19 protein-coding genes are annotated in these 21,722 nt (G+C 71.4%); all 19 read left to right on the top strand.

What is annotated here, in order from left to right:
* The first annotated feature begins 70 nt into the window (after positions 1-70).
* The 19 genes from metK (at position 71) to ACSBPH_RS00145 (ending at position 21,709) form a co-directional block, all read left to right on the top strand.
* On the top strand, positions 71-1,264 hold the full coding sequence (metK, locus tag ACSBPH_RS00235; protein WP_442575625.1) for a methionine adenosyltransferase: 1,194 nt from the start codon (positions 71-73) through the stop codon (positions 1,262-1,264).
* A gap of 30 nt (positions 1,265-1,294) precedes the next feature.
* Positions 1,295-3,280, top strand: coding sequence for a primosomal protein N' (locus tag ACSBPH_RS00230; RefSeq protein WP_442575624.1), 1,986 nt, complete (start codon positions 1,295-1,297; stop codon positions 3,278-3,280).
* A gap of 8 nt (positions 3,281-3,288) precedes the next feature.
* Entirely contained in the window at positions 3,289-4,212 is a 924-nt protein-coding gene (gene fmt, locus ACSBPH_RS00225) for a methionyl-tRNA formyltransferase (RefSeq protein WP_442575623.1), read from the top strand.
* On the top strand, positions 4,209-5,573 hold the full coding sequence (locus tag ACSBPH_RS00220; RefSeq protein WP_442575622.1) for an RsmB/NOP family class I SAM-dependent RNA methyltransferase: 1,365 nt from the start codon (positions 4,209-4,211) through the stop codon (positions 5,571-5,573). Before fmt ends, ACSBPH_RS00220 begins: the two co-directional genes overlap by 4 nt.
* Positions 5,574-5,717: 144 nt before the next feature.
* On the top strand, positions 5,718-6,404 hold the full coding sequence (gene rpe / locus ACSBPH_RS00215; RefSeq protein WP_442575621.1) for a ribulose-phosphate 3-epimerase: 687 nt from the start codon (positions 5,718-5,720) through the stop codon (positions 6,402-6,404).
* 59 nt (positions 6,405-6,463) lie between these two features.
* Entirely contained in the window at positions 6,464-6,727 is a 264-nt protein-coding gene (locus ACSBPH_RS00210; protein WP_243074757.1) for a phosphoribosyl-ATP diphosphatase, read from the top strand.
* Positions 6,728-6,773: 46 nt separating this feature from the next.
* Positions 6,774-7,616 (top strand): ATP phosphoribosyltransferase, encoded by an 843-nt coding sequence (gene hisG / locus ACSBPH_RS00205; RefSeq protein ID WP_442575620.1) that lies wholly within the window; start codon positions 6,774-6,776, stop codon positions 7,614-7,616.
* A complete protein-coding gene (gene hisF, locus ACSBPH_RS00200) occupies positions 7,616-8,410 on the top strand; it encodes an imidazole glycerol phosphate synthase subunit HisF (RefSeq protein WP_442575619.1) in 795 nt (264 codons plus the stop codon). Before hisG ends, hisF begins: the two co-directional genes overlap by 1 nt.
* Positions 8,407-8,784: a phosphoribosyl-AMP cyclohydrolase gene (gene hisI / locus ACSBPH_RS00195; RefSeq protein ID WP_442575618.1), complete on the top strand. Its 378-nt coding sequence runs from the start codon at positions 8,407-8,409 to the stop codon at positions 8,782-8,784. Before hisF ends, hisI begins: the two co-directional genes overlap by 4 nt.
* Positions 8,781-9,389, top strand: coding sequence for a Trp biosynthesis-associated membrane protein (locus ACSBPH_RS00190; RefSeq protein ID WP_442575617.1), 609 nt, complete (start codon positions 8,781-8,783; stop codon positions 9,387-9,389). Before hisI ends, ACSBPH_RS00190 begins: the two co-directional genes overlap by 4 nt.
* 33 nt (positions 9,390-9,422) lie before the next feature.
* Positions 9,423-9,653, top strand: a complete 231-nt coding sequence (locus tag ACSBPH_RS00185; RefSeq protein ID WP_442575616.1) for a DUF6704 family protein — start codon at positions 9,423-9,425, stop codon at positions 9,651-9,653.
* A gap of 35 nt (positions 9,654-9,688) precedes the next feature.
* On the top strand, positions 9,689-10,465 hold the full coding sequence (gene trpC, locus ACSBPH_RS00180) for an indole-3-glycerol phosphate synthase TrpC (protein WP_442577342.1): 777 nt from the start codon (positions 9,689-9,691) through the stop codon (positions 10,463-10,465).
* An 88-nt stretch (positions 10,466-10,553) separates the two neighbouring features.
* On the top strand, positions 10,554-11,771 hold the full coding sequence (trpB, locus tag ACSBPH_RS00175; RefSeq protein WP_442577341.1) for a tryptophan synthase subunit beta: 1,218 nt from the start codon (positions 10,554-10,556) through the stop codon (positions 11,769-11,771).
* The gene (trpA, locus tag ACSBPH_RS00170) at positions 11,768-12,562 is read left to right on the top strand and encodes a tryptophan synthase subunit alpha (RefSeq protein ID WP_442575615.1); all 795 of its coding nucleotides are present in this window, start codon (positions 11,768-11,770) and stop codon (positions 12,560-12,562) included. Before trpB ends, trpA begins: the two co-directional genes overlap by 4 nt.
* A gap of 50 nt (positions 12,563-12,612) precedes the next feature.
* A complete protein-coding gene (gene lgt, locus ACSBPH_RS00165; RefSeq protein WP_442575614.1) occupies positions 12,613-13,593 on the top strand; it encodes a prolipoprotein diacylglyceryl transferase in 981 nt (326 codons plus the stop codon).
* Between the two features lie 81 nt (positions 13,594-13,674).
* On the top strand, positions 13,675-18,261 hold the full coding sequence (gene gltB / locus ACSBPH_RS00160; RefSeq protein WP_442575613.1) for a glutamate synthase large subunit: 4,587 nt from the start codon (positions 13,675-13,677) through the stop codon (positions 18,259-18,261).
* The gene (locus tag ACSBPH_RS00155; protein ID WP_442575612.1) at positions 18,254-19,723 is read left to right on the top strand and encodes a glutamate synthase subunit beta; all 1,470 of its coding nucleotides are present in this window, start codon (positions 18,254-18,256) and stop codon (positions 19,721-19,723) included. Before gltB ends, ACSBPH_RS00155 begins: the two co-directional genes overlap by 8 nt.
* 66 nt (positions 19,724-19,789) lie before the next feature.
* Positions 19,790-21,232 (top strand): pyruvate kinase, encoded by a 1,443-nt coding sequence (pyk, locus tag ACSBPH_RS00150; RefSeq protein WP_442575611.1) that lies wholly within the window; start codon positions 19,790-19,792, stop codon positions 21,230-21,232.
* A 102-nt stretch (positions 21,233-21,334) separates the two neighbouring features.
* Positions 21,335-21,709 (top strand): PLDc N-terminal domain-containing protein, encoded by a 375-nt coding sequence (locus ACSBPH_RS00145; RefSeq protein WP_442575610.1) that lies wholly within the window; start codon positions 21,335-21,337, stop codon positions 21,707-21,709.
* The last annotated feature ends 13 nt before the right edge of the window (positions 21,710-21,722 follow it).

Raw genomic sequence — 21,722 nt, 5'->3', positions numbered from 1 at the left:
GCGCTGTCGGCGGTAGCCAGCAGAATTGGTGCGTGCCCGCACCCGACTCCGCCACGATCCTGGAGCTGCGATGACCGAGCTGCGCCTGTTCACCTCCGAGTCCGTCACCGAGGGGCACCCCGACAAGATCTGCGACCAGATCTCCGACAGCATCCTCGACGCGATCCTCGCCGCCGATCCCGCCGGCCGCGTCGCCGTCGAGACCCTCGTCACGACGGGCCTCGTGCACGTCGCCGGCGAGGTTTCGACCCGCGCCTACGTCGAGATCCCCGCGATCGTCCGCGACGTCGTCAACCGCATCGGCTACACGTCGAGCGAGACGGGGTTCGACGGCGACTCGTGCGGCGTGAGCGTCTCGATCGGCGCGCAGTCCTCCGACATCGCGGCGGGCGTCAACAAGGCGTTCGAGCGCCGTGAGGACGGGTCGGAAGACCCGCACGACCTGCAGGGCGCGGGCGATCAGGGCATCATGTTCGGCTACGCGACGCGCGAGACGCCGCAGCTCATGCCGATGGCCATCTGGACGGCGCATCGCATCGCCGAGCGCCTCGCCGAGTCGCGCCGGAGCGGGGCGCTGGCCTTCCTCCGACCCGACGGCAAGACGCAGGTCACCCTCGGCTACGACGGCGACGTGCCCAAGACCGTCGAGTCCGTCGTGCTCTCCACGCAGCACCACCCCGACATCTCTCAGAGCGAGCTGCGCGAGCTCGTGCGCGCCGAAGTGATCGACCCCGTCCTCGCGCAGACGGGTCTCGACCTGCCCGACGTGAAGTACTACATCAACCCCGCCGGCCCGTTCGTGACCGGCGGCCCCAAGGGCGATGCGGGGCTCACTGGCCGCAAGATCATCATCGACACGTACGGCGGTGCCGCGCGACACGGCGGCGGTGCGTTCAGCGGCAAAGACCCGTCGAAGGTCGACCGCTCGGCCGCCTACGCCATGCGCTGGGTCGCCAAGAACGCCGTCGCCGCGGGGCTCGCCGACCGCCTCGAGGTGCAGGTCGCGTACGCGATCGGCAAGGCCAAGCCCGTCGGCCTCTACGTCGAGTCGTTCGGCACAGGCCACGTGCCCGACGACGTCATCACGCGGGCGATCCGCAGCGTCTTCGACCTGCGCCCCAAGGCGATCATCGACGACCTCGACCTGCTGCGGCCGATCTACGCCCAGACGGCGGCGTACGGCCACTTCGGCCGCGAGCTGCCCGACTTCACATGGGAGCGCACCGACCGGGTCGAGGAGCTCCGCGCGGCTGCCGGGCTCTGAAATGAGCGGGCCTTCCTGCGGGTCGCCGACGTGACCGCGCGGGCCGTGGCGAGGGTGCTCCTCGACTCGCCCCTCCCACAGCTCGACCGGCTGTTCGACTACGCCGTTCCGCCGCACCTCGACGCCGACGCGAAGCCCGGCGTGCGGGTGCGCGTGCCGCTGCGCAGCGCGGGCCGCGTCGTCGACGGGTTCCTCGTCGAGCGCGTCCTCGAAGAGCCCGGCGATCGGCCGCTGTCCGAGCTCGACGCCGTCGTGTCACCCGTCGAGGTGCTCACCCCGGGGCTCTACGCGCTCGCCCGGCGCGCCGCCGATCGGGCGGCGGGCTCGGCATCCGACATCCTCCGTCTCGCGATCCCCAAGCGCATGGTGCGCGCCGAGAAGGCGTGGCTCGCGGCGCCGACCCCCGACCGCCCGGTCGTGGCAGACAGCGCGTGGGCAGACACGGCGCTCGGCGCCTTTCCCGGGCTCGCGGACGGCATCGACGAAGGGCGCCGGCTCGCGGTCGAGGCTCCCGCGCATCTCGTGACGGTTCCGGATGCCGCGGGCCCGCCGGTCTGGGTCGGAGCGTGGGCCGAGCTCCTCGCCGCCGCGGCCGTGCGCACCCTCGCAGGCGGCCGGAGTGCGATCCTCGTCGTGCCCGACCACCGCGACCAGGCGCAGCTCGAGACGGCGCTCGCGGGACGCGCACCCGAGGGCGCCGTCATCCGTCACGACGCCCGCCAGGCCTCGCCGGCCCGCTACGCCTCGTTCCTGCGCACGCTCGATGCCGTGCCGTGCATCGTGATCGGGCAGCGCTCGGCCGTCTACGCGCCCGCGCACGAGCTGGGCCTCCTCGCCGTATGGGACGACGGCGATCCGCTCCTGGCCGAGCCGCTGTCGCCCGGCGTGCACGCCCGCGATGCGGCGCTCATCCGGCAGGAGCTCGACGAGTGCGCCCTGCTCTTCGCGGGCCACACGCGCACGACCGACGTCGAGCGCCTCGTCGGCGTCGGGTGGGTCGACGACGTGCCGCCGCGCCGCCGGGGCATTCCGCGCACCGTGCTGAGCGCGACCCGGGAGGGGGAGTCGCGCGGAGCGCGCGTACCGTCGGCCGCCTTCGCCGCCGCCCGCGAGGCGCTCGCGGCCGGCCCCGTGCTCGTGCAGGTCGCCAGGCCCGGGTACGCGCCCGTCCTGGTGTGCGCCGACTGCCGGCGTCCCGCGCGGTGCGCCCACTGCTCGGGACCGCTTCACGCGCAGCGCCCCGGAGCCGTGCCGGAGTGCTCCTGGTGCGGACGCGCCGCGAACGGGTGGACGTGCCCGCACTGCGAGTCGACGCGCGTGCGCATGGCGTCGGCGGGCAGCGAGCGCACCGCCGACGAGCTCGGCCGTGCGTTCCCGAACACCCGCGTCATCATCGCCGACGGGGAGCACCCCGTCGCGCGCGTCGACGCGCGCCCCGCGCTCGTCGTCGCGACCCGCGGCGCCGAGCCGATCCCCGAGGGCGGGTACCGCGCGATCATCCTCCTCGACGGCGAGCGCATGTTGCTGGCCGACGACCTCCGCATCGGCGAGTCGGCCCTCCGCTGGTGGATGAACGCCGCGGCGCTCGCGGCGCCCGGGGCTCCGGTGCACCTCGTCGGCGTCGCCGGCCCCGTCGCCCGGGCCCTGGCCACCTGGACCCCCGCCGCCTACGCCCGCGCCGAGCTCGCCGACCGCGCGCCGCTGCGCATGCCGCCGGTCGTGCGCGTCGCCGCCGTCGACGGGCCGCCGAAGTCGGTCTGGACGGCGCTCGAGGCGCTCCGCGAGGCACTGCCGGCCTTCGCCGACGACGACATCCTCGGGCCCGTGACACGCGACGACGGAGCCGCCCGCGCCCTCGTGCGGTTCGACTACGGCCTCGGCGGCCGCGTCGCCGAGAGCCTGCGCTCGTCCGTCATCGCCGATGCGCTGCGCGCGCGCAAGGCGGCCAAGGGGAGGACCCCCGGGGCCCGCAATACACTCAGAGTGCGGGTCGACGTTCCCGACCTCGATCTGTGAGGAGCCTGATGCGCCTGGTCTTCGCCGGCACGCCCGAGGCTGCCGTCCCGTCGCTGCGGCGGCTCGCGGCATCCGATCACGACATCGTCGCGGTCGTCACCCGCTCCGACGCGCCGCTCGGCCGCAAGCGCGTCCTGACGCCGTCGGCCGTCGCGCAGGCGGCCGACGAGCTCGGCATCGAGACGATCAAGACCGATCGCCTCGACGACGCCGCGACCGAGGCGATCCGCGCCCTCGAGCCGCAGCTCGGCGTCATCGTCGCCTACGGCGGGCTCGTGCGCGAGCCGCTCCTGTCGCTGCCCGACCACGGCTGGATCAACCTGCACTTCTCGCTGCTTCCCCGCTGGCGAGGGGCCGCGCCCGTGCAGCGGGCGGTGATGGCGGGGGATGCCGAGACCGGCGTCGCCGTCTTCCAGCTCGTCCCCGAGCTCGACGCCGGCGACGTGTTCGCGCAGGAGCGCTTCCTCATCCCGCCGCGCGCGACGGCGGGCGACCTGCTCGCCGCGCTCGCGGTCAACGGGGCCGACCTGCTCGCCGATGTCGTCGACTCGATCGCGGGCGGCACGGCCCACGCCATCCCGCAGGAGGGCGAGCCGACCCTCGCCCCGAAGCTCACCCTCGACGACGGGCGCATCCGGTGGACCGATGACCGCGCCGCCGTGCTCGCCCGCATCCGCGGCGTGACGCCCGAGCCGGGTGCGCACACGGCGCTCGGCGACGCGCGTCTGAAGATCCTCGAGGCGGGGGAGGCCGAGGCATCCGTCGCCCGGCTCGCCCCCGGCGAGATCGGCCTCGCGGGCAGGGCCGTCGTCGCGGGCACGGGGAGCGACCCCATCGTGCTCGAGCGCGTGCAGCCTGCGGGCAAGGGGGCCATGAGCGCGCCCGACTGGTGGCGCGGCCTGCGCATCGACGGAACGGTGGTCGCGTCGTGACGGCGAGCGCGCCGCGCCGCGTCGCCTACGACGTGCTGCGGGCGGTCAACGAGTCCGACGCCTACGCGAACCTCCTTCTCCCGACCTCGATCCAGCGGGCGGGACTCACGACGGCCGACGCGGCCCTCGCGACCGAGCTGACCTACGGCACGCTCCGCCGCCAGGGAACCTACGACGCCGTCATCGCGATCGCCGCCGATCGCCCCGTGCACGAGATCGACCCGGCGGTGCTCGATGCGCTGCGCCTCGGGGTGCATCAGCTGCTGTCGACCCGGGTCGCCTCGCACGCGGCCGTCAACGAGTCGGTCGAGCTCGCACGGCGAGCCGGGCGCGGAGCCGCGGGGTTCGTCAACGCGGTGCTGCGGCGGATCTCGCGCGACACTCCGGGGGACTGGATGACGCGGGTCGAGGATTCCGCGCGCTCCGACGACGAGCGCCTCGGGCTCGCCTACTCCCATCCGGTCTGGATCGTCCGCGCCTTCCGCCGCGCCCTGGCGGCCGAAGGACGCGCGGAGGAGCTCGAAGCGCTCCTCACCGCCGACAACGCCTCGCCGCGCGTCACGATGGCGGCGCTGCCCGGGCTCGGCGAGATCCCCGAGGACGCCCGCCGCACGCCGTACTCGCCGCTGGGCTTCCGGCTCGGCGGCGGCGACCCGGAGTCGCTCGTGAGGGGCTCCGACGGCCGTGTGCGCGTGCAGGACGAAGGCTCGCAGCTCGCGGCGCTCGCTCTCACCCGCGCGGAGCCCGTCCGGCCGGGGGAGCGGTGGCTCGACCTCTGCGCCGGTCCCGGCGGCAAGACGGCCGTCCTCGCGGCGGAGGCGCTCGCCGGCGGCGCCCTCCTCGAGGCCAACGAGGTCTCTCCGGCGCGCGCGGGGCTCGTCCGCCGTGCGGTCGAAGGGGTTCCGCTCGAGGTGCCGGTGTCGGAGGCCGACGGCCGGGTGCGTGCGGCGGAGAGCCCGGGCGTCTACGACCGCATCCTCGTCGACGCTCCGTGCACGGGACTCGGCGCCCTGCGCCGCCGCCCCGAGGCGCGGTGGCGCAAGTCGCCGTCCGACGTGCCGTCGCTCACGGAGCTGCAGACCGAGCTGCTGAGCGCCGCGATCGTCGCCCTCAAGCCCGGCGGGATCGTCGCCTACGTGACCTGTTCGCCGCATCTCGCCGAGACGTCGGGCGTCGTCGCCGAGGTGCGCCGCTCGTTCGGCTCCTCGATCGAGGAGCTCGACGCGCGCGCGGTCGTGACCGCGATCGCCGCGACCGACCCGCGCCTGCCCGAGCAGGCCGACGGCTCCCTGCGCGCGCAGCTGTGGCCGCACCGGCACAACACCGATGCCATGTCGATCTCGCTCCTGCGCCGCCGATAGCAGGGAGCCGCGCGGCGTCTGCCGCATGGGATCGGCATCGGCGGCAAGCCCGCTCGGGCGGCGCGGCCGCGACGGCGGCTACGGCGGCCCGTAAGGCGGCTCCGGCGACTCGGCCCCGCTGCGCGGCTCGACCATAATGGACGGATGCAGCCTGACGAAGAGCCCGGCGTCCGCATCAACCCGAGCATCCTCGCCGCCGACTTCGTCAACATGCAGGCCGAGCTCGCGCGCATCGACGCCGCCGACTTCGTGCACGTCGACGTCATGGACAACCACTTCGTCCCGAACCTGACCTTCGGGCCGCAGATGGTCGAGCGCATCCAGGCGACGAGTCCCGTCCCGCTCGATGTGCACCTCATGATCGACGACCCCGAGCGCTGGGCGCCGGGCTACGCCGAGCTCGGCGCGGCATCGGTCACCTTCCACGTCGAGGCGTCGGCCGATCCCGTGGCCCTCGCCCGCCGGCTGCGGGCGATCGGCGCTCGCGCGGGCGTCGCCGTCAAGCCCGGCACGCCGGTCGAGCCCCTCTTCGAGCACCTCGACGAGTTCGACCAGGTGCTCGTCATGACCGTCGAGCCCGGCTTCGGCGGCCAGTCGTTCATGCCCGAGACGATGCCGAAGCTCTCCGCCCTCGCCGCCGAGGCGCGACGCCGGGGGTCGGCGGTGTGGCTGCAGGTCGACGGCGGCATCTCGGCCGCGACCATCGAGCGGGCCGCCGAGGCGGGCGCCGACACGTTCGTCGCGGGTTCCGCCGTCTTCGGGGCGGACGACCCGGATGCCGCGATCACCGCCCTCCGCGCACTCGCGGCGCACCACCACGCACCCCGCTGAGCGGGGTCCTGCGCGTCACGGGGGACCGAGGCATCCGTCACGCCCGCTACCCTGGCATGGTGAAGACGTTCGACGAGCTGTTCGCCGAGCTCTCCGCGAAAGCGGTCGAGCGGCCCGAGGGATCGGGTACCGTCGCCGAGCTCGATGCCGGAGTGCACTACATCGGCAAGAAGATCGTCGAAGAGGCTGCCGAGGTGTGGATGGCCGCCGAGTACGAGTCGACGGATGCCACGGCGGAAGAGATCTCGCAGCTGCTGTACCACCTGCAGGTCATCATGATCTCGAAGGGCCTGGGGCTCGAGGACGTCTACCGACATCTCTGAGCGACGACTCGACCCCCGACGCTCCGACACCGAAAGCCACCCACGCATGCTGCGAATCGCCGTGCCCAACAAGGGCTCGCTCGCCGACACCGCCTCCGAGATGCTTCAGGAAGCCGGCTACATCGGCCGCCGAGACCCGAAGGACCTCCACGTCATCGACCCGCAGAACGAGGTCGAGTTCTTCTACCTGCGCCCCAAGGACATCGCGACGTACGTCGGCTCCGGCGCCCTCGACGTCGGCATCACCGGTCGCGACCTCCTGCTGGATGCACGGATGCCGGGGGCCCGCGAGATCGAGGCGCTCGGCTTCGCGGGGTCGACGTTCCGCTTCGCGGCGCCCCCCGGACGCTTCGCCGATGTGGGCGACCTCGAGGGGATCCGCATCGCGACCTCGTACCCCGGGCTCGTCGACGCGTTCCTCGACGACCACGGCGTCGCCGCCGACCTCGTGCCGCTCGACGGCGCCGTGGAATCCGCGGTGCGCCTGGGCGTGGCCGACGCGATCGCCGACGTCGTCGAGACCGGCACGACTCTGCGTCAGGCGGGGCTCGAGATCTTCGGGCCGGTCATCCTGCACTCCGAGGCCGTGCTCATCGCGGCGCCCGAAGAGGCCCCCGGCACCGAGACGCTCCTGCGGCGCCTGCGCGGCGTCATGGTCGCGCGCCGCTACGTGCTCATCGACTACGACCTGCCGGCCCACCTCGTCGACGAGGCGGTCAAGGTCGCTCCCGGCATCGAGTCGCCGACGATCTCGCCGCTGCGCGACCCCGAGTGGGTGGCGGTGCGCGTCATGAGCCCCCGCAAGGGCGTCAACCAGGTCATGGACGCGCTGTACGCGATCGGCGCCCGCGCGATCCTCGTGACCGCGATCCACAACGCGAGGCTCTGATGACCCTCGTCACCCGCGTCATCCCGTGCCTCGACGTCGCGGGCGGCCGCGTCGTGAAGGGCGTCAACTTCGAGAATCTCCGCGACATGGGCGACCCCGTCGAGCTCGCCCGCCTCTACTTCGACCAGGGCGCCGACGAGATCACGTTCCTCGACGTCACCGCGACCGTCGACGAGCGGGCGACGACCTACGACGTCGTGCGGCGCACGGCCGAGCAGGTCTTCATCCCGCTGACCGTCGGCGGGGGAGTGCGCTCGACCGACGACGTCGCCCGCCTGCTCTCGGTCGGCGCCGACAAGATCGGCGTCAACTCGGCCGCGATCGCCCGTCCGGGCCTCCTCGACGAGATCGCCGACCGCTTCGGCGCGCAGGTGCTCGTGCTGTCGCTCGACGTCAAGCGGGTCTCTCCCGAGCGGGCCGAGGCGATCCCGTCCGGCTTCGTCGTGACGACCCACGGCGGGCGCGCCGAGACCGAACTCGACGCCCTCGCGTGGGCGCGCGAGGCGATCGAGCGAGGCGCCGGCGAGCTGCTGATCAACTCGATCGACGCCGACGGGACGCGCGAGGGCTTCGACCTCGAGCTCGTCTCGCTCATGCGCGAAGTGTCGAGCGTGCCGATCATCGCCTCGGGCGGGGCGGGGGCTGCGGAGCACTTCGCGCCGGCGGTCCGCGCGGGCGCCGACGCCGTGCTCGCGGCATCCGTCTTCCACTCCGGCCTGCTGACCGTCGGCGACGTCAAGCGCTCGCTCGTCGCGGCCGGGATCCCCGTACGAGAGATCGAGGTGCCCGCGTGACCGAGAAGGCACAGGGCCAGGAGCCCGTCGAGGCGCGGATCGCGCGCGTCGCCTTCAACGACCAGGGCCTCGTGGCGGCCATCGTCCAGCAGTGGGACACGCGTGAGGTCCTCATGCTCGGGTGGATGGATGCCGAGGCCCTCCGTCGCACCCTCACCGAGGGCCGCGTGACGTTCTGGTCGCGGTCGCGGCAGGAGTACTGGCGCAAGGGCGACACGTCGGGCAACATCCAGCTCGTCCGGGGCGCCCGGCTCGACTGCGACGGCGACGCGATCCTCCTCGAGGTCGAGCAGATCGGGCCCGCCTGTCACACCGGCACGCGGACGTGCTTCGACTCCGACGACCTCGACCCGGTCCGCGGGCCCGAGAAGTGACCGCCCGCGCGCGATTGATCGCCGTCGTCGCGACGGTGCTCGCGGGGGCGCTCGGGATCATCTCCTCGACCCAGACGTGGCTCACCGTGGTCCTCGACGACGGCGCGAAGCACACCCTCCCCGTCGCGGGAGCCGACGCGATCCCCGTGCTCGCGCCGCTGAGCCTCGCGGCGCTCGCCCTGGGCGGAGCCCTGTCTATCGTCGGACTCGTGCTGCGCTACGTCTTCGGCGCCCTCGCCGTCGCGATCGGGGCGAGCCTCGGCGTGCTGACCGCGCAGGTGGCGTTCGCCCGGCCGCTGTCGTCCGTGGCGTCGACCGTGACCCAGGCCACGGGACTCACGGGTGAGAAGGCCGTCTCCGACCTCGTGCTGCAGATCGCCCCGACGCCGTGGCCGTTCGTGACGCTCCTCGCGTGGATCGTCCTGGTCGCCGCGGGCGTCTTCACGCTCGCGACGGCGCGGCGCTGGCGGGGGAGCGGCAGGCGGTACACGACGGATGCCGCGACCCGGCCCGACGCCGCGACGGGGGCCGCGGCATCCCGCCCCCACGACGCGATCGACTCGTGGGACGACCTGTCGCGCGGCGACGACCCGACCGCCCGCTAGACTGGGAAAACCCGCGCAATTCGGAGGAGATCCATGAGCAACCCCATCGGCGACCCTGGCCACGGACACTCGCCGGCAGCCTGGACGGCCGTCATCATCGGACTCGTCGCGATCGCCATCGGCACGTTCTTCTTCTTCCTCGACATGCCCGCCTTCGTGTGGGCGGCGGCCGTGCTCCTGGTCATCGGCCTCATCGTCGGGTGGGTCATGGCGCGCATGGGCTACGGCGTCAACGGTCCGAAGTACAAGGCGAAAGAGCACTGAGGAATCGTGCTGAGCGATTCCCAGTGACCGCGAGCATGCTCGCCGACCTCACGGCCGGCGCGGTGGAGGATGCCCAGGCGCGCGCCGATGTGCGCCCCCTCGCCGCCGTCGAGACCGCGGCGTCGGCCCAGTCGCCCGCCCGTGACGCGCTCGCAGCGCTCGCGCCCGCCGACCGCGTCAAGATCATCGCCGAGGTCAAGCGCGCGAGTCCGTCGCGCGGCGACCTCGCGTCGATCCCCGACCCCGCGCTCCAGGCACGGCTGTACGAGCAAGGCGGCGCGTCGGCGATCTCGGTCCTGACCGAAGGCCGCCGCTTCAAGGGCAGCCTCGCCGATCTCGAGGCCGTCAAGGCCGCCGTGACGCTCCCCGTGCTGCGCAAGGACTTCATCGCGACGGAGTACCAGGTGCTCGAGGCCCGCGCCTCGGGCGCAGACCTGGTGCTGCTCATCGTCGCGGCCCTCGAGCAGGACGCGCTCGCCCGCCTGCACGCCCTGACCCTCGAGCTCGGCATGACGCCGCTCGTCGAGACCCACTCCGCCGACGAGGTCGACCGGGCCGCCGATGTCGGCGCGAGGCTCATCGGCGTGAACGCCCGCGACCTGTCGACCTTCGAGCTCGACCGCGATCTGTTCGGCCGTCTCGCCGATCGCATCCCGGCCGACGCGATCAAGATCGCCGAGTCGGCGGTGCTCACGCCGACGGATGTCGCGCACTACCGCGCCGCGGGCGCGGACGTCGTGCTGATCGGCGAAGCACTCGTGACAGGAGACCCCGTCGCGACCCTCGGCGCCTTCCTGGAGGCAGGCGCATGAGGTCGCGCGACGGCAACCGGAGGGAGACGAAGTGACGCTGCTGCGTGAGGCCAAGGGCCCGTTCTTCGGCGAGTTCGGCGGGCGCTACATGCCCGAATCGCTCATCGCCGCGATCGACGAGCTGACCGCGGTGTACGAAGCGGCGATCGTCGACCCGGCGTTCCAGGCCCAGTTCGCCGAGCTTCTGCACTCCTACGCGGGCCGCCCCTCGGTCCTGACCGAGGTGCCGCGGTTCGCCGAGCATGCCGGCGGGGCGCGCGTCTTCCTCAAGCGCGAAGACCTCAACCACACCGGCTCGCACAAGATCAACAACGTCCTCGGACAGGCCCTGCTGACCAAGCGCCTCGGCAAGACGCGCGTCATCGCCGAGACCGGCGCGGGTCAGCACGGCGTCGCGACGGCCACTGCGGCGGCGCTGTTCGGCTTCGAGTGCACGGTCTACATGGGCGAGGTCGACACCGAGCGCCAGGCGCTCAACGTCGCCCGCATGCGTCTGCTCGGCGCCGAGGTCGTGCCCGTCACGACGGGGTCGCGCACGCTCAAGGACGCGATCAACGAGGCCTACCGCGACTGGGTGGCCAGCGTCGAGACGACGAACTACATCTTCGGCACGGCGGCCGGTCCGCACCCGTTCCCCGCGATGGTGCGCGACTTCCAGAAGATCATCGGCGAGGAGGCCCGCGCGCAGCTCCTCGAGCAGGTCGGACGCCTCCCCGACGCGGTCCTGGCGTGCGTCGGCGGCGGATCCAACGCGATCGGCATGTTCGACGCCTTCCTCGACGACGAGGGCGTGAAGCTCTACGGCGTCGAAGCGGCCGGCGACGGCGTCGACACGCCTCATCACGCGGCATCCATCGAACGCGGCCGCCCCGGCATCCTCCACGGCGCCAAGACCTTCGTCCTGCAGGACGAGGACGGGCAGACGACCGAGTCGCACTCGATCTCGGCGGGCCTGGACTATCCCGGCGTCGGCCCCGAGCACGCGTGGCTCGCATCGATCGGGCGCGCCGAGTACATTCCGGCGACCGACGATGAGGCGATGCAGGCGCTGCGCCTCCTCAGCCGCACCGAGGGCATCATCCCCGCGATCGAGTCGGCCCACGCCCTCGCCGGCGCGATGCGGATCGGGCGTGAGCTCGGGCCCGACGCGATCCTCGCGGTGTGCCTCTCGGGCCGCGGTGACAAGGACATGGACACCGCCGCGAGGTACTTCGACCTGTACGACGCGCCGGCGCCGGGCGAGGGCTCGCCCGTCGAGACGCCCGCGCCGGACGAGGCCGCCTCGGGCGAGGGAGTGCAGCTGTGACCTCTCGCGTCGAGGCGGCGATCGATGCCGCCCGGGCCGAAGGCCGTGGCGCCTTCGTCGGCTACCTCCCGCTCGGCTTCCCCGACCTCGAGACGAGCATCGAGGCGGCCGTGACGCTCGCCGAGAACGGCGTCGACGTGATCGAGCTCGGCCCGCCGTACTCCGACCCCGTCATGGACGGCATCGTCATCCAGGAGGCGACCCAGGCCGCGCTGGCCGGCGGCTTCCGCATGCGCGACACGTTCACGGCGGTCAAGGCGATCACGAGCCGGGTCGATGTGCCCGTCCTCGTCATGACCTATTGGAACCCCGTCGTGCAGTACGGCATCGACCGCTACGCCGACGACCTCCTGGCCGCGGGCGGCGCGGGCCTCATCACGCCCGACATCACGCCGGACGCCGCCGCCGAGTGGATCGCCGCGAGCACCCGCACGGGGCTCGACCGCGTCTTCCTCGCCGCGCCCACCTCCACCGACGAGCGCCTCGGGCTCATCGTCGGCAGCTCCACGGGGTTCGTGTACACCGTCTCGACGATGGGCATCACGGGCGAGAGGGCGCAGCTGGATGCCGCGGCCCGCTCCCTCGTCGCACGCCTGCGCGAGCACGGGGCCGAGCGGGCATGCGTGGGCATCGGCATCTCCACCGCCGACCAGATCGCCGGCGTGCTCGATTACGCCGATGGCGCCATCGTCGGGACGGCGCTCGTGCGCGCGCTCCGCGACGGGGGCCTCGACGGCCTCGCCGAGACGACGCGGACCCTCGCCGCAGGCACCCGCGGGCGCGCGAACTAGACTTCTCAGGTCGGCCGCGGCCGATCCCCCCTGCCTCGAAGGACACACCCATGACGAATGCCGCTCTGAGCCTTGCGGGAGGCGTGGTCGCCAGCATCCCGAGCCCGTCGGTCAGCTACATCGATCTCGGTCCCTTCCGCATCCACTTCTACGCGCTGTGCATCATCGCGGGCATCATCGCCGCGACGTTCCTCACGAACCACCGCCTCAGCAAGCGCGGCGCGGAGCCCTGGGTCGTCATCGACATCGCACTGCTGGCCGTGCCGCTGGCGATCATCGGCGCGCGCATCTTCCACGTGCTCACCCACCCGGGCTTCTACTTCGGGCCGGGCGCCGACTTCTGGGCCGTGTTCCGCATCTGGGAGGGCGGCATCGCGATCTACGGCGCCCTCATCGGCGGCGCGATCGGTGCGCTCCTCGGCTGCAAGTGGACCGGCATCCGGTTCTGGACCTTCGCCGACGCCCTCGCGCCGGGCCTTCTGCTGGCCCAGGCGATGGGACGCTTCGGCAACTGGTTCAACCAGGAGCTGTTCGGCCTGCCGACCGACGTGCCGTGGGGCCTGCAGATCGACGCCGACAACCCGGCGTTCCCCGCGGGTCTGCCCGCCGACACCCTGTTCCACCCGACGTTCCTCTACGAGGTCATCTGGAACACCCTCGGCGTGCTGTTCCTCCTGTGGGTCGGGAAGAAGTTCCGCCTGCAGTGGGGCCGCGTCTTCGCGCTCTACCTCGTGTGGTACAGCGCGGGCCGCATCGTGTGGGAGAGCATCCGCATCGATCCCAGCGAGATCTACCTCGGGCTGCGCACCAACGTGTGGGCCGCGATCATCGGTGTGATCCTCGGCATCGTGATCTTCTTCGTCCAGAAGAAGCGCCACCCGGGCTTCGAGCCCTCGCCCTATGTGCCCGGCCGCGAGTGGAAGCCCAAGGGGGCTGTACAATCGCAGGACACCGAATTCGTCGACGTCAGCGAACCACCCGCCGGCGAAGTCGACCAGCGCGCCGCCACAAGCACTGTCGCCTCGAACTGATCCACTGCACATCTGAGGTGCAGCACAGCTAGTACCCCGGGCCGACGTCGTCCCATTTCGAGACAAGTGAGGACGGTTGGTATGTCATCGAGCCCCCGTCAAAGCACCGGCCCATCGGAGCGCACGTCGTTCCCCGAGAAGCAGGGCATGTACAACCCTGCGTTCGAGAAGGACGCCTGCGGTCTGGCGATGGTCGCGACCCTTCGCGGCGAGCCCGGCCACGACATCATCGCGCTCGCGCTGACGGCGCTGCGCAACCTCGAGCACCGCGGTGCGATCGGCTCGGACGCGGGCACCGGCGACGGTGCCGGCATCCTGACGCAGATGCCGGATGCCTTCCTTCGCGCCGTCGTCAGCTTCGAGCTGCCGCCGGTCGGCGAGTACGCCGCAGGCATGGTCTTCCTCCCGCGCGACGCCCAGGAGCGCGAGGCGCAGAAGGCCGGCATCGAGAAGATCGCCGCGAGCGAGAACCTCACCGTGCTCGGCTGGCGTGAGGTGCCCACCGCCGACGACAACCTCGGCAAGCTCGCGTTCGCGGCGCGGCCCGCCTTCGAGCAGATCTTCGTCTCGCGCCCGGCCGTCGGCGACGACGGGCCGCTGTCGGGCATCGCGCTCGACCGGCGCGTCTACCGCCTGCGCAAGCGCGCCCGCACCGAGCTCGACGCGTACTTCGTCTCGCTCTCCAGCCGCACGCTGGGCTACAAGGGCATGGTCACGACGCTCCAGCTCGAGCCCTTCTACCCCGACCTGTCGGACGAGCGCTTCATGTCCGAGCTCGCCGTCGTGCACTCGCGGTACTCGACCAACACGTTCCCGTCGTGGCCGCTCGCCCAGCCGCTGCGCATGCTCGCCCACAACGGCGAGATCAACACCGTCAACGGCAACCGCAACTGGATGCGCGCACGCCAGTCGCAGCTCGAGTCCGAGCTCCTCGGCGACATCGAGCCGCTCCTGCCGATCTGCACGACGGGTGCCAGCGACTCGGCCTCGTTCGACGAGGTGCTCGAGCTGCTCACGCTGACGGGGCGGAGCCTTCCGCACGCCATCATGATGATGGTCCCCGAGGCGTACGAGAAGCAGCTCGACATCGACCCGAAGCTGCGGGCTTTCTACGAGTACCACTCGATGCAGATGGAGCCGTGGGACGGCCCCGCGGCCCTCATCTTCACCGACGGCACCCTCGTCGGTGCGACGCTCGACCGCAACGGCCTGCGCCCGGGCCGCTGGACCGAGACGACGGACGGGCTCATCGTCATCGGCAGCGAGACCGGCGTGCTCGACTTCGAGCCCAGCCGCATCAAGCGACGCGGGCGCCTCCGCCCCGGCCGCATGTTCCTCGTCGACACGGCTCAGCGCCGGATCATCGAGGACGAGGAGATCAAACGGAGCCTCGCCGAGCTCGAGCCGTGGCAGGAATGGCTCGACCGCGGCCGCGTGCGCCTGGTCGACCTCCCCGAGCGCGAGCACATCGTGCACCCCATCGCGTCCATCACGCGCCGCCAGCGCACGTTCGGCTACACCGAGGAGGAGGTGCGGATCCTCCTGACCCCCATGGGCCAGACCGGCGCCGAGCCCCTCGGCGCGATGGGCAGCGACACGCCCGTCGCCGTCCTCAGCGACCGGCCGCGCCTGCTGTTCGACTACTTCACGCAGCAGTTCGCGCAGGTCACGAACCCGCCGCTGGACTCGATCCGCGAAGAGGTCGTGACCTCGCTGTCGCTCGGCCTCGGGCCCGAGCGCAACCTCCTGACGTGGGGTCCCGACCACACGCGCGTCGTGACGCTCGACTTCCCCGTCATCGACAACGACGAGCTCGCGAAGATCCAGCACATCGACACGGCCCTGCCGGGCCGCACGTCGGTCACGATCCGCGGCCTCTACCGCGTCGAGGCCGGTCAGAAGGGCATGCAGAAGCGCCTCGCGCAGATGTGCCAGGAGGTCGACCAGGCGATCGAGGACGGCGCGGAGTTCATCGTCCTGAGCGACCGCGACTCCAACAAGGACCTCGCACCGATCCCGTCGCTGCTCATGCTCGCGGCGGTGCACCACCACCTCATCCGCAACCAGACCCGCATGAAGTGCGGTCTCGTGGTCGAGGCGGGCGACGTGCGCGAAGTGCACCACGTCGCGACGCTCATCGGGTACGGGGCATCCGCCGTCAATCCCTACCTCGCGATGGAGACGGTCGAGTACCTCGTCCGCGCCGGCTACATCACGGGCATCTCGCCCGAGAAGGCCGTCCACAACCTCATCAAGGCGCTCGGCAAGGGCGTCCTGAAGATCATGTCGAAGATGGGCATCTCGACCGTGTCGTCGTACGCGGGCGCGCAGGTGTTCGAGGCGATCGGCCTGTCGCAGGAGTTCGTCGACAAGTACTTCACGGGCACCGAGACCAAGCTCGGGGGAGTGGGACTCGACGTCATCGCGACCGAGAACGCGTCGCGGCACGCCTACGCCTATCCGGAGGATGCCGCGGTCCGCGCCCACGAGCGGCTGTGGACGGGCGGCGAGTACCAGTGGCGCCGCGACGGCTCGCCGCACCTGTTCAACCCCGACACGGTCTTCCGTCTGCAGCACTCGACGCGCACGCGCCGGTACGACATCTTCCGCGAGTACACGAAGCTCGTCGACGACCAGGCCGCCGAGCTGAAGACGCTGCGCGGACTGTTCAAGCTCCGCACGGGCGCTCGCACCGCGGTGCCGATCGACGAGGTCGAGCCGGTGTCCTCGATTGTCAAGCGCTTCTCGACGGGGGCGATGAGCTACGGCTCCATCTCGAAGGAAGCCCACGAGACGCTCGCGATCGCGATGAACAGCCTCGGGGCGAAGTCGAACACGGGCGAGGGCGGCGAAGACGTCGATCGCCTCCTCGACCCCGAGCGCCGCAGCGCGATCAAGCAGGTCGCGTCGGGCCGGTTCGGCGTGACGAGCCTGTACCTGACCGAGGCCGACGACATCCAGATCAAGCTCGCCCAGGGCGCCAAGCCCGGCGAGGGCGGTCAGCTGCCGCCGACGAAGGTGTACCCGTGGGTCGCCCGCACGCGGCACGCGACCGCCGGCGTCGGGCTCATCTCGCCGCCTCCGCACCACGACATCTACTCGATCGAAGACCTCAAGCAGCTGATCTTCGACCTCAAGCGCGCCAATCCGCACGCCCGGGTGCACGTCAAGCTCGTGAGCCAGTCGGGCATCGGCGCGGTCGCTGCGGGCACCGCGAAGGCGCTCGCCGACGTGATCCTCGTGTCGGGACACGACGGCGGCACGGGCGCGAGCCCGCTCAACTCGCTCAAGCACGCCGGCACCCCGTGGGAGCTCGGCCTCGCCGAGACGCAGCAGACGCTCATGCTCAACGGCATGCGCGACCGCGTCGTGGTGCAGGTCGACGGCCAGCTCAAGACGGGCCGCGACGTCGTCATCGGCGCGTTGCTCGGCGCCGAGGAGTTCGGCTTCGCGACGGCCCCGCTCGTCGTCTCGGGCTGCATCATGATGCGCGTCTGCCACCTCGACACGTGCCCCGTGGGCGTCGCGACGCAGAACCCGGTGCTGCGCTCGCGCTTCAACGGCAAGCCCGAGTTCGTCGTGAACTTCATGGAGTTCATCGCGGAGGAGGTGCGCGAGTACCTCGCCGAGCTGGGCTTCCGCTCGCTCGACGAGGCGATCGGCCACACCGAGCTGCTCGACATCGACGGCGCCGTGGACCACTGGAAGGCCAACGGGCTCGACCTCGCGCCCATCCTCGAGGGTCCCGCCTTCGCGGAGGACGAGCCGCGACGCAACCGTCGCGGTCAGGAGCACGAGCTCGACGAGCACTTCGACGTGCAGCTCATCGAGCGCGCGCAGGACGTCGTCGCCCACGGCGGCGAGCTCACGATCGAGCTGCCGATCCGCAACACCGAGCGCGCCGTCGGCACGATGCTCGGGCACCACGTGACGCGGGCGCACGGCCAGAACGGCCTTCCGGCCAACTCGATCGTGGTCGACCTGAAGGGGTCGGCCGGGCAGTCCTTCGGCGCGTTCATGCCCTCGGGCATCACGCTGCGCCTCGAGGGCGATTCGAACGACTACGTCGGCAAGGGGCTCTCGGGCGGGCAGATCGTCATCCGGCCGCCGAGGGATGCGGCCTTCGAGGCGTCCGAGAACGTCATCGCGGGCAACGTCATCGGCTACGGCGCGACGCAGGGGACGATGTTCCTGAGCGGCGTCGTGGGGGAGCGCTTCTTCGTGCGCAACTCCGGCGCGACGGCGGTCGTGGAGGGCGTGGGCGACCATGCGCTCGAGTACATGACCGGCGGACTCGCCGTGATCCTCGGCAAGACGGGCCGCAACCTCGGCGCCGGCATGTCGGGCGGCATGGCGTACGTGTACAAGCTCGACGAGGCCCTCGTCAACCGCGAGGCCCTCGCAGCGGGCGAGCTCGTGCTGGGAGAGATGGGATCCGGCGACGCCGAGATCCTCCGCGACCTGCTGACCCAGCACGTCGACGAAACCGGCTCGACGCTCGCGGCATCCCTGTTGGAAGACTTCGACACGACGCTGGACGACTTCGTGCGCGTGCTGCCCCGCGACTACGCCGCGGTGCTGCAGACGCGCCAGGACGCGGTCGCGCAGGGGCTCGACCCCGACGGCGACGTCGTCTGGAACCGCATCCTGGAGGTGACGGGTGGCTGACCCGAAAGGCTTTCTGAAGGTCACCGAGCGCGAGCTTCCGGCTCGGCGCCCGGTGCCCGTGCGCATCCTCGACTGGAAAGAGGTGTACGAGCCGGGCGACTCGGCGGTCCTGCGCCGTCAGGCCGGCCGCTGCATGGACTGCGGCGTGCCGTTCTGCCACAAGGGCTGCCCGCTCGGCAACCTCATCCCGGAGTGGAACGACCTCACGTGGCGCGGCGAGGGCCGTGCCGCGATCGAGCGCCTGCACGCGACGAACAACTTCCCGGAGTTCACGGGGCGCCTGTGTCCGGCGCCGTGCGAGAGCGCGTGCGTGCTCGGCATCAACCAGCCCGCCGTCACGATCAAGCAGATCGAGGTCTCGATCATCGACGAGGCCTTCGGCAGCGGCTGGGTCGAGCCCGAGCCGCCGGGACGCCTGACCGGCAAGACGGTCGCTGTCGTCGGCTCCGGCCCCGCCGGCCTCGCCGCGGCGCAGCAGCTCACTCGGGCGGGCCACACGGTGGCCGTATTCGAGCGCGACGACCGCATCGGCGGCCTGCTGCGCTACGGGATCCCCGACTTCAAGATGGAGAAGAAGCACCTCGAGATGCGGCTTCGCCAGATGCGCGACGAGGGCACGCGCTTCCGCGCGGGCGTCGAGGTCGGCAAGGACATCTCGTGGAGCGACCTCCGGGCGCGCTACGACGCGGTCGTCGTCGCGACGGGCGCCACGGTGCCGCGCGACCTGCCGATCCCCGGCCGCGACCTCGCGGGCGTGCACTTCGCGATGGAGTACCTCGTCGAGTCCAACAGGGCGACGGCGGGCGACTCGGTGCCGAACCAGATCACGGCCGAGGGCAAGCACGTCGTGGTCATCGGCGGCGGCGACACCGGTGCCGACTGCATCGGCACGGCGCACCGCCAGGGCGCGCTGAGCGTCACGAACCTCGCGATCGGCCGCCGCCCTCCGGGGGAGCGTCCCGAGACGCAGCCGTGGCCCATGACACCGACGCTGTTCGAGGTGCAGTCCGCCCACGAGGAGGGCGGCGAGCGGTCGTACCTCGCCTCGACGGTGGAGTTCGTGTCCAACGACGCGGGCGAGGTCCGCGCGATCCGCGTCGCCGAGACGGAGTACACCGCCGACGGCCGGCGCGTGCCCAAGAGCGGCACGGAACGCGACATCCCCGCCGACCTGGTCCTCATCGCGATGGGCTTCACGGGGCCTGAGCGCGCGGTCGTGGAGGAGCAGCTCGGCACGCAGTTCACCAGCCGCGGCAACTTCGCGCGCGAGCACGACTTCCACTCGACGACGTCCGGCGTGTTCGTGGCCGGCGACGCGGGCCGCGGCCAGTCGCTCATCGTGTGGGCGATCGCAGAGGGCCGTGCGGCCGCTGCGGCCGTCGATGCGTACCTCATGGGCCAGACGGCCCTCCCCGCCCCCGTGCGGGCCGACGATGTCGCGATCGGCCTCCAGCCCGCGTAGGCTGGCTGAGGTCGATTCCGACCCTTTCCCGACATACTTCCCCTCCCCTTTACGGAGCACATACGGATGAGACGCGCCAAGATCGTCGCAACCCTCGGCCCCGCAACCTCGACCTACGAGATGGTCCGCGCGATCATCGATGCAGGCGTCGACGTCGCGCGGTTCAACCTCAGTCACGGCGACTACTCCGTGCACGAGAACAACTTCGCCAACGTGCGCAAGGCGGCCGAGGACGCACAGCGTGCCGTCGCGATCCTCGTCGACCTGCAGGGTCCGAAGATCCGCCTCGGCAAGTTCGAGAACGGGCCGCACGAGCTCGCGGTCGGCGACATCTTCAAGATCACCACCGACGACATCCTCGGCACGAAAGAGATCGTCTCCACGACGTTCAAGGGCCTGCCCCACGACGTCAGGCCGGGTGACTTCCTCCTGATCGACGACGGCAAGGTGCGCGTCGAGGTGGTGGAGACCGACGACACGGTCGTCACGACGAAGGTCATCGTCGGCGGCCCCGTCTCCAACAACAAGGGCATCAACCTCCCCGGCGTCGCGGTCAACGTGCCGGCGCTCTCGGAGAAGGACGAGGCCGACCTCCGCTGGGGCCTGCGCATCGGCGCCGACCTCATCGCGCTGTCGTTCGTCCGCGACGCGAAGGACGTCCAGCGCGTCCACGTGATCATGGCCGAGGAAGGACGCCACGTCCCGGTCATCGCCAAGATCGAGAAGCCGCAGGCGGTCGAGAACCTCGAGGAGATCATCGACGCGTTCGACGGCATCATGGTCGCTCGTGGCGACCTCGGCGTCGAGCTGCCGCTGGAGGCCGTCCCGATCGTGCAGAAGCGCGCGGTCGAGCTCTGCCGCCGCATGGCCAAGCCCGTCATCGTCGCGACGCAGATGCTCGAGTCGATGATCGAGAACCCGGTCCCCACACGCGCCGAGACGAGCGACGTCGCCAACGCCGTCCTCGACGGCGCCGACGCGGTCATGCTCTCGGGCGAGACGAGCGTCGGAAAGTACCCCGTCGTCGTGGTCGAGACGATGGCGCGCATCGTGGCCTCGACGGAGGAGCACGGCATCGACCGCATCCTCCCGCTCACCGCCAAGCCGCGCACGCAGGGCGGCGCCATCACGCTCGCCGCCGTCGAGGTCGCCGACTTCGTCGAGGCGAAGTACCTGTGCCTGTTCACCGAGTCCGGTGACACCGCGCGCCGCATGTCGCGCATCCGCTCGAAGATCCCCATGATCGCCTTCACGCCCGAACCGGCGATCCGTCGCCGCATGGCGCTCACGTGGGGCGTGCAGTCCACGCTCGTCGAGCACGTGCCGCACACCGACCGCATGTTCATCCAGGTCGACGACTACCTCCTCGCGAACAACCTCGCGAAGGTCGGCGACAAGGTCGTCGTGATCTCGGGCTCGCCTCCCGGAATCATCGGCTCGACCAACGACATCCGCGTCCACAAGGTGGGCGACGCCGTCCACGGAGCCGCGCCGATCTACCGCCAGTAGCCGTCACCCGGCGCGGGCGAATCCCGCTCGTCCAATGGCCCTCGCTCGCTAGAGTGAGGGCCATTCGGCGTCCTGGAACGTCGTCACTCGAAAGGAACAGCCGTGTTCTTCTGGTGGTTGCTGTGGTTCTTCTACTTCGCCGCGTACCTGTACGTCATCATCTTCGTGATCCGCGACCTCTTCCGTGACCCGAAGGCGAACGGCTGGATCAAGGCGCTGTGGATCATCCTCCTGATCTTCGTGCCGTTCCTGACGGGCCTCATCTACGTCATCGTCAACGGCAAGGGCATCGCCCAGCGCGAGTACGAGGCGCGGCGCATCGCGCCCGAGAACGACGCCTACCGTCCGCAGGCCTCGTCGAGCCCCTCCGAAGACATCGCGCGGGCCAAGGCGCTCCTCGACGCCGGCACGATCTCGCAGGGCGAGTTCGACGCCCTCAAGAGCAAGGCGCTGGGCAACCAGTACTTCGGCGCGTAGCGCCGCGACGCGA

The sequence above is a fragment of the Microbacterium sp. F51-2R genome, from assembly GCF_052180235.1.
GTDB lineage: Bacteria > Actinomycetota > Actinomycetes > Actinomycetales > Microbacteriaceae > Microbacterium.
Note: the sequence above shows the minus strand (reverse complement) of the source record. Positions and strands in the feature narration are given on the sequence as shown.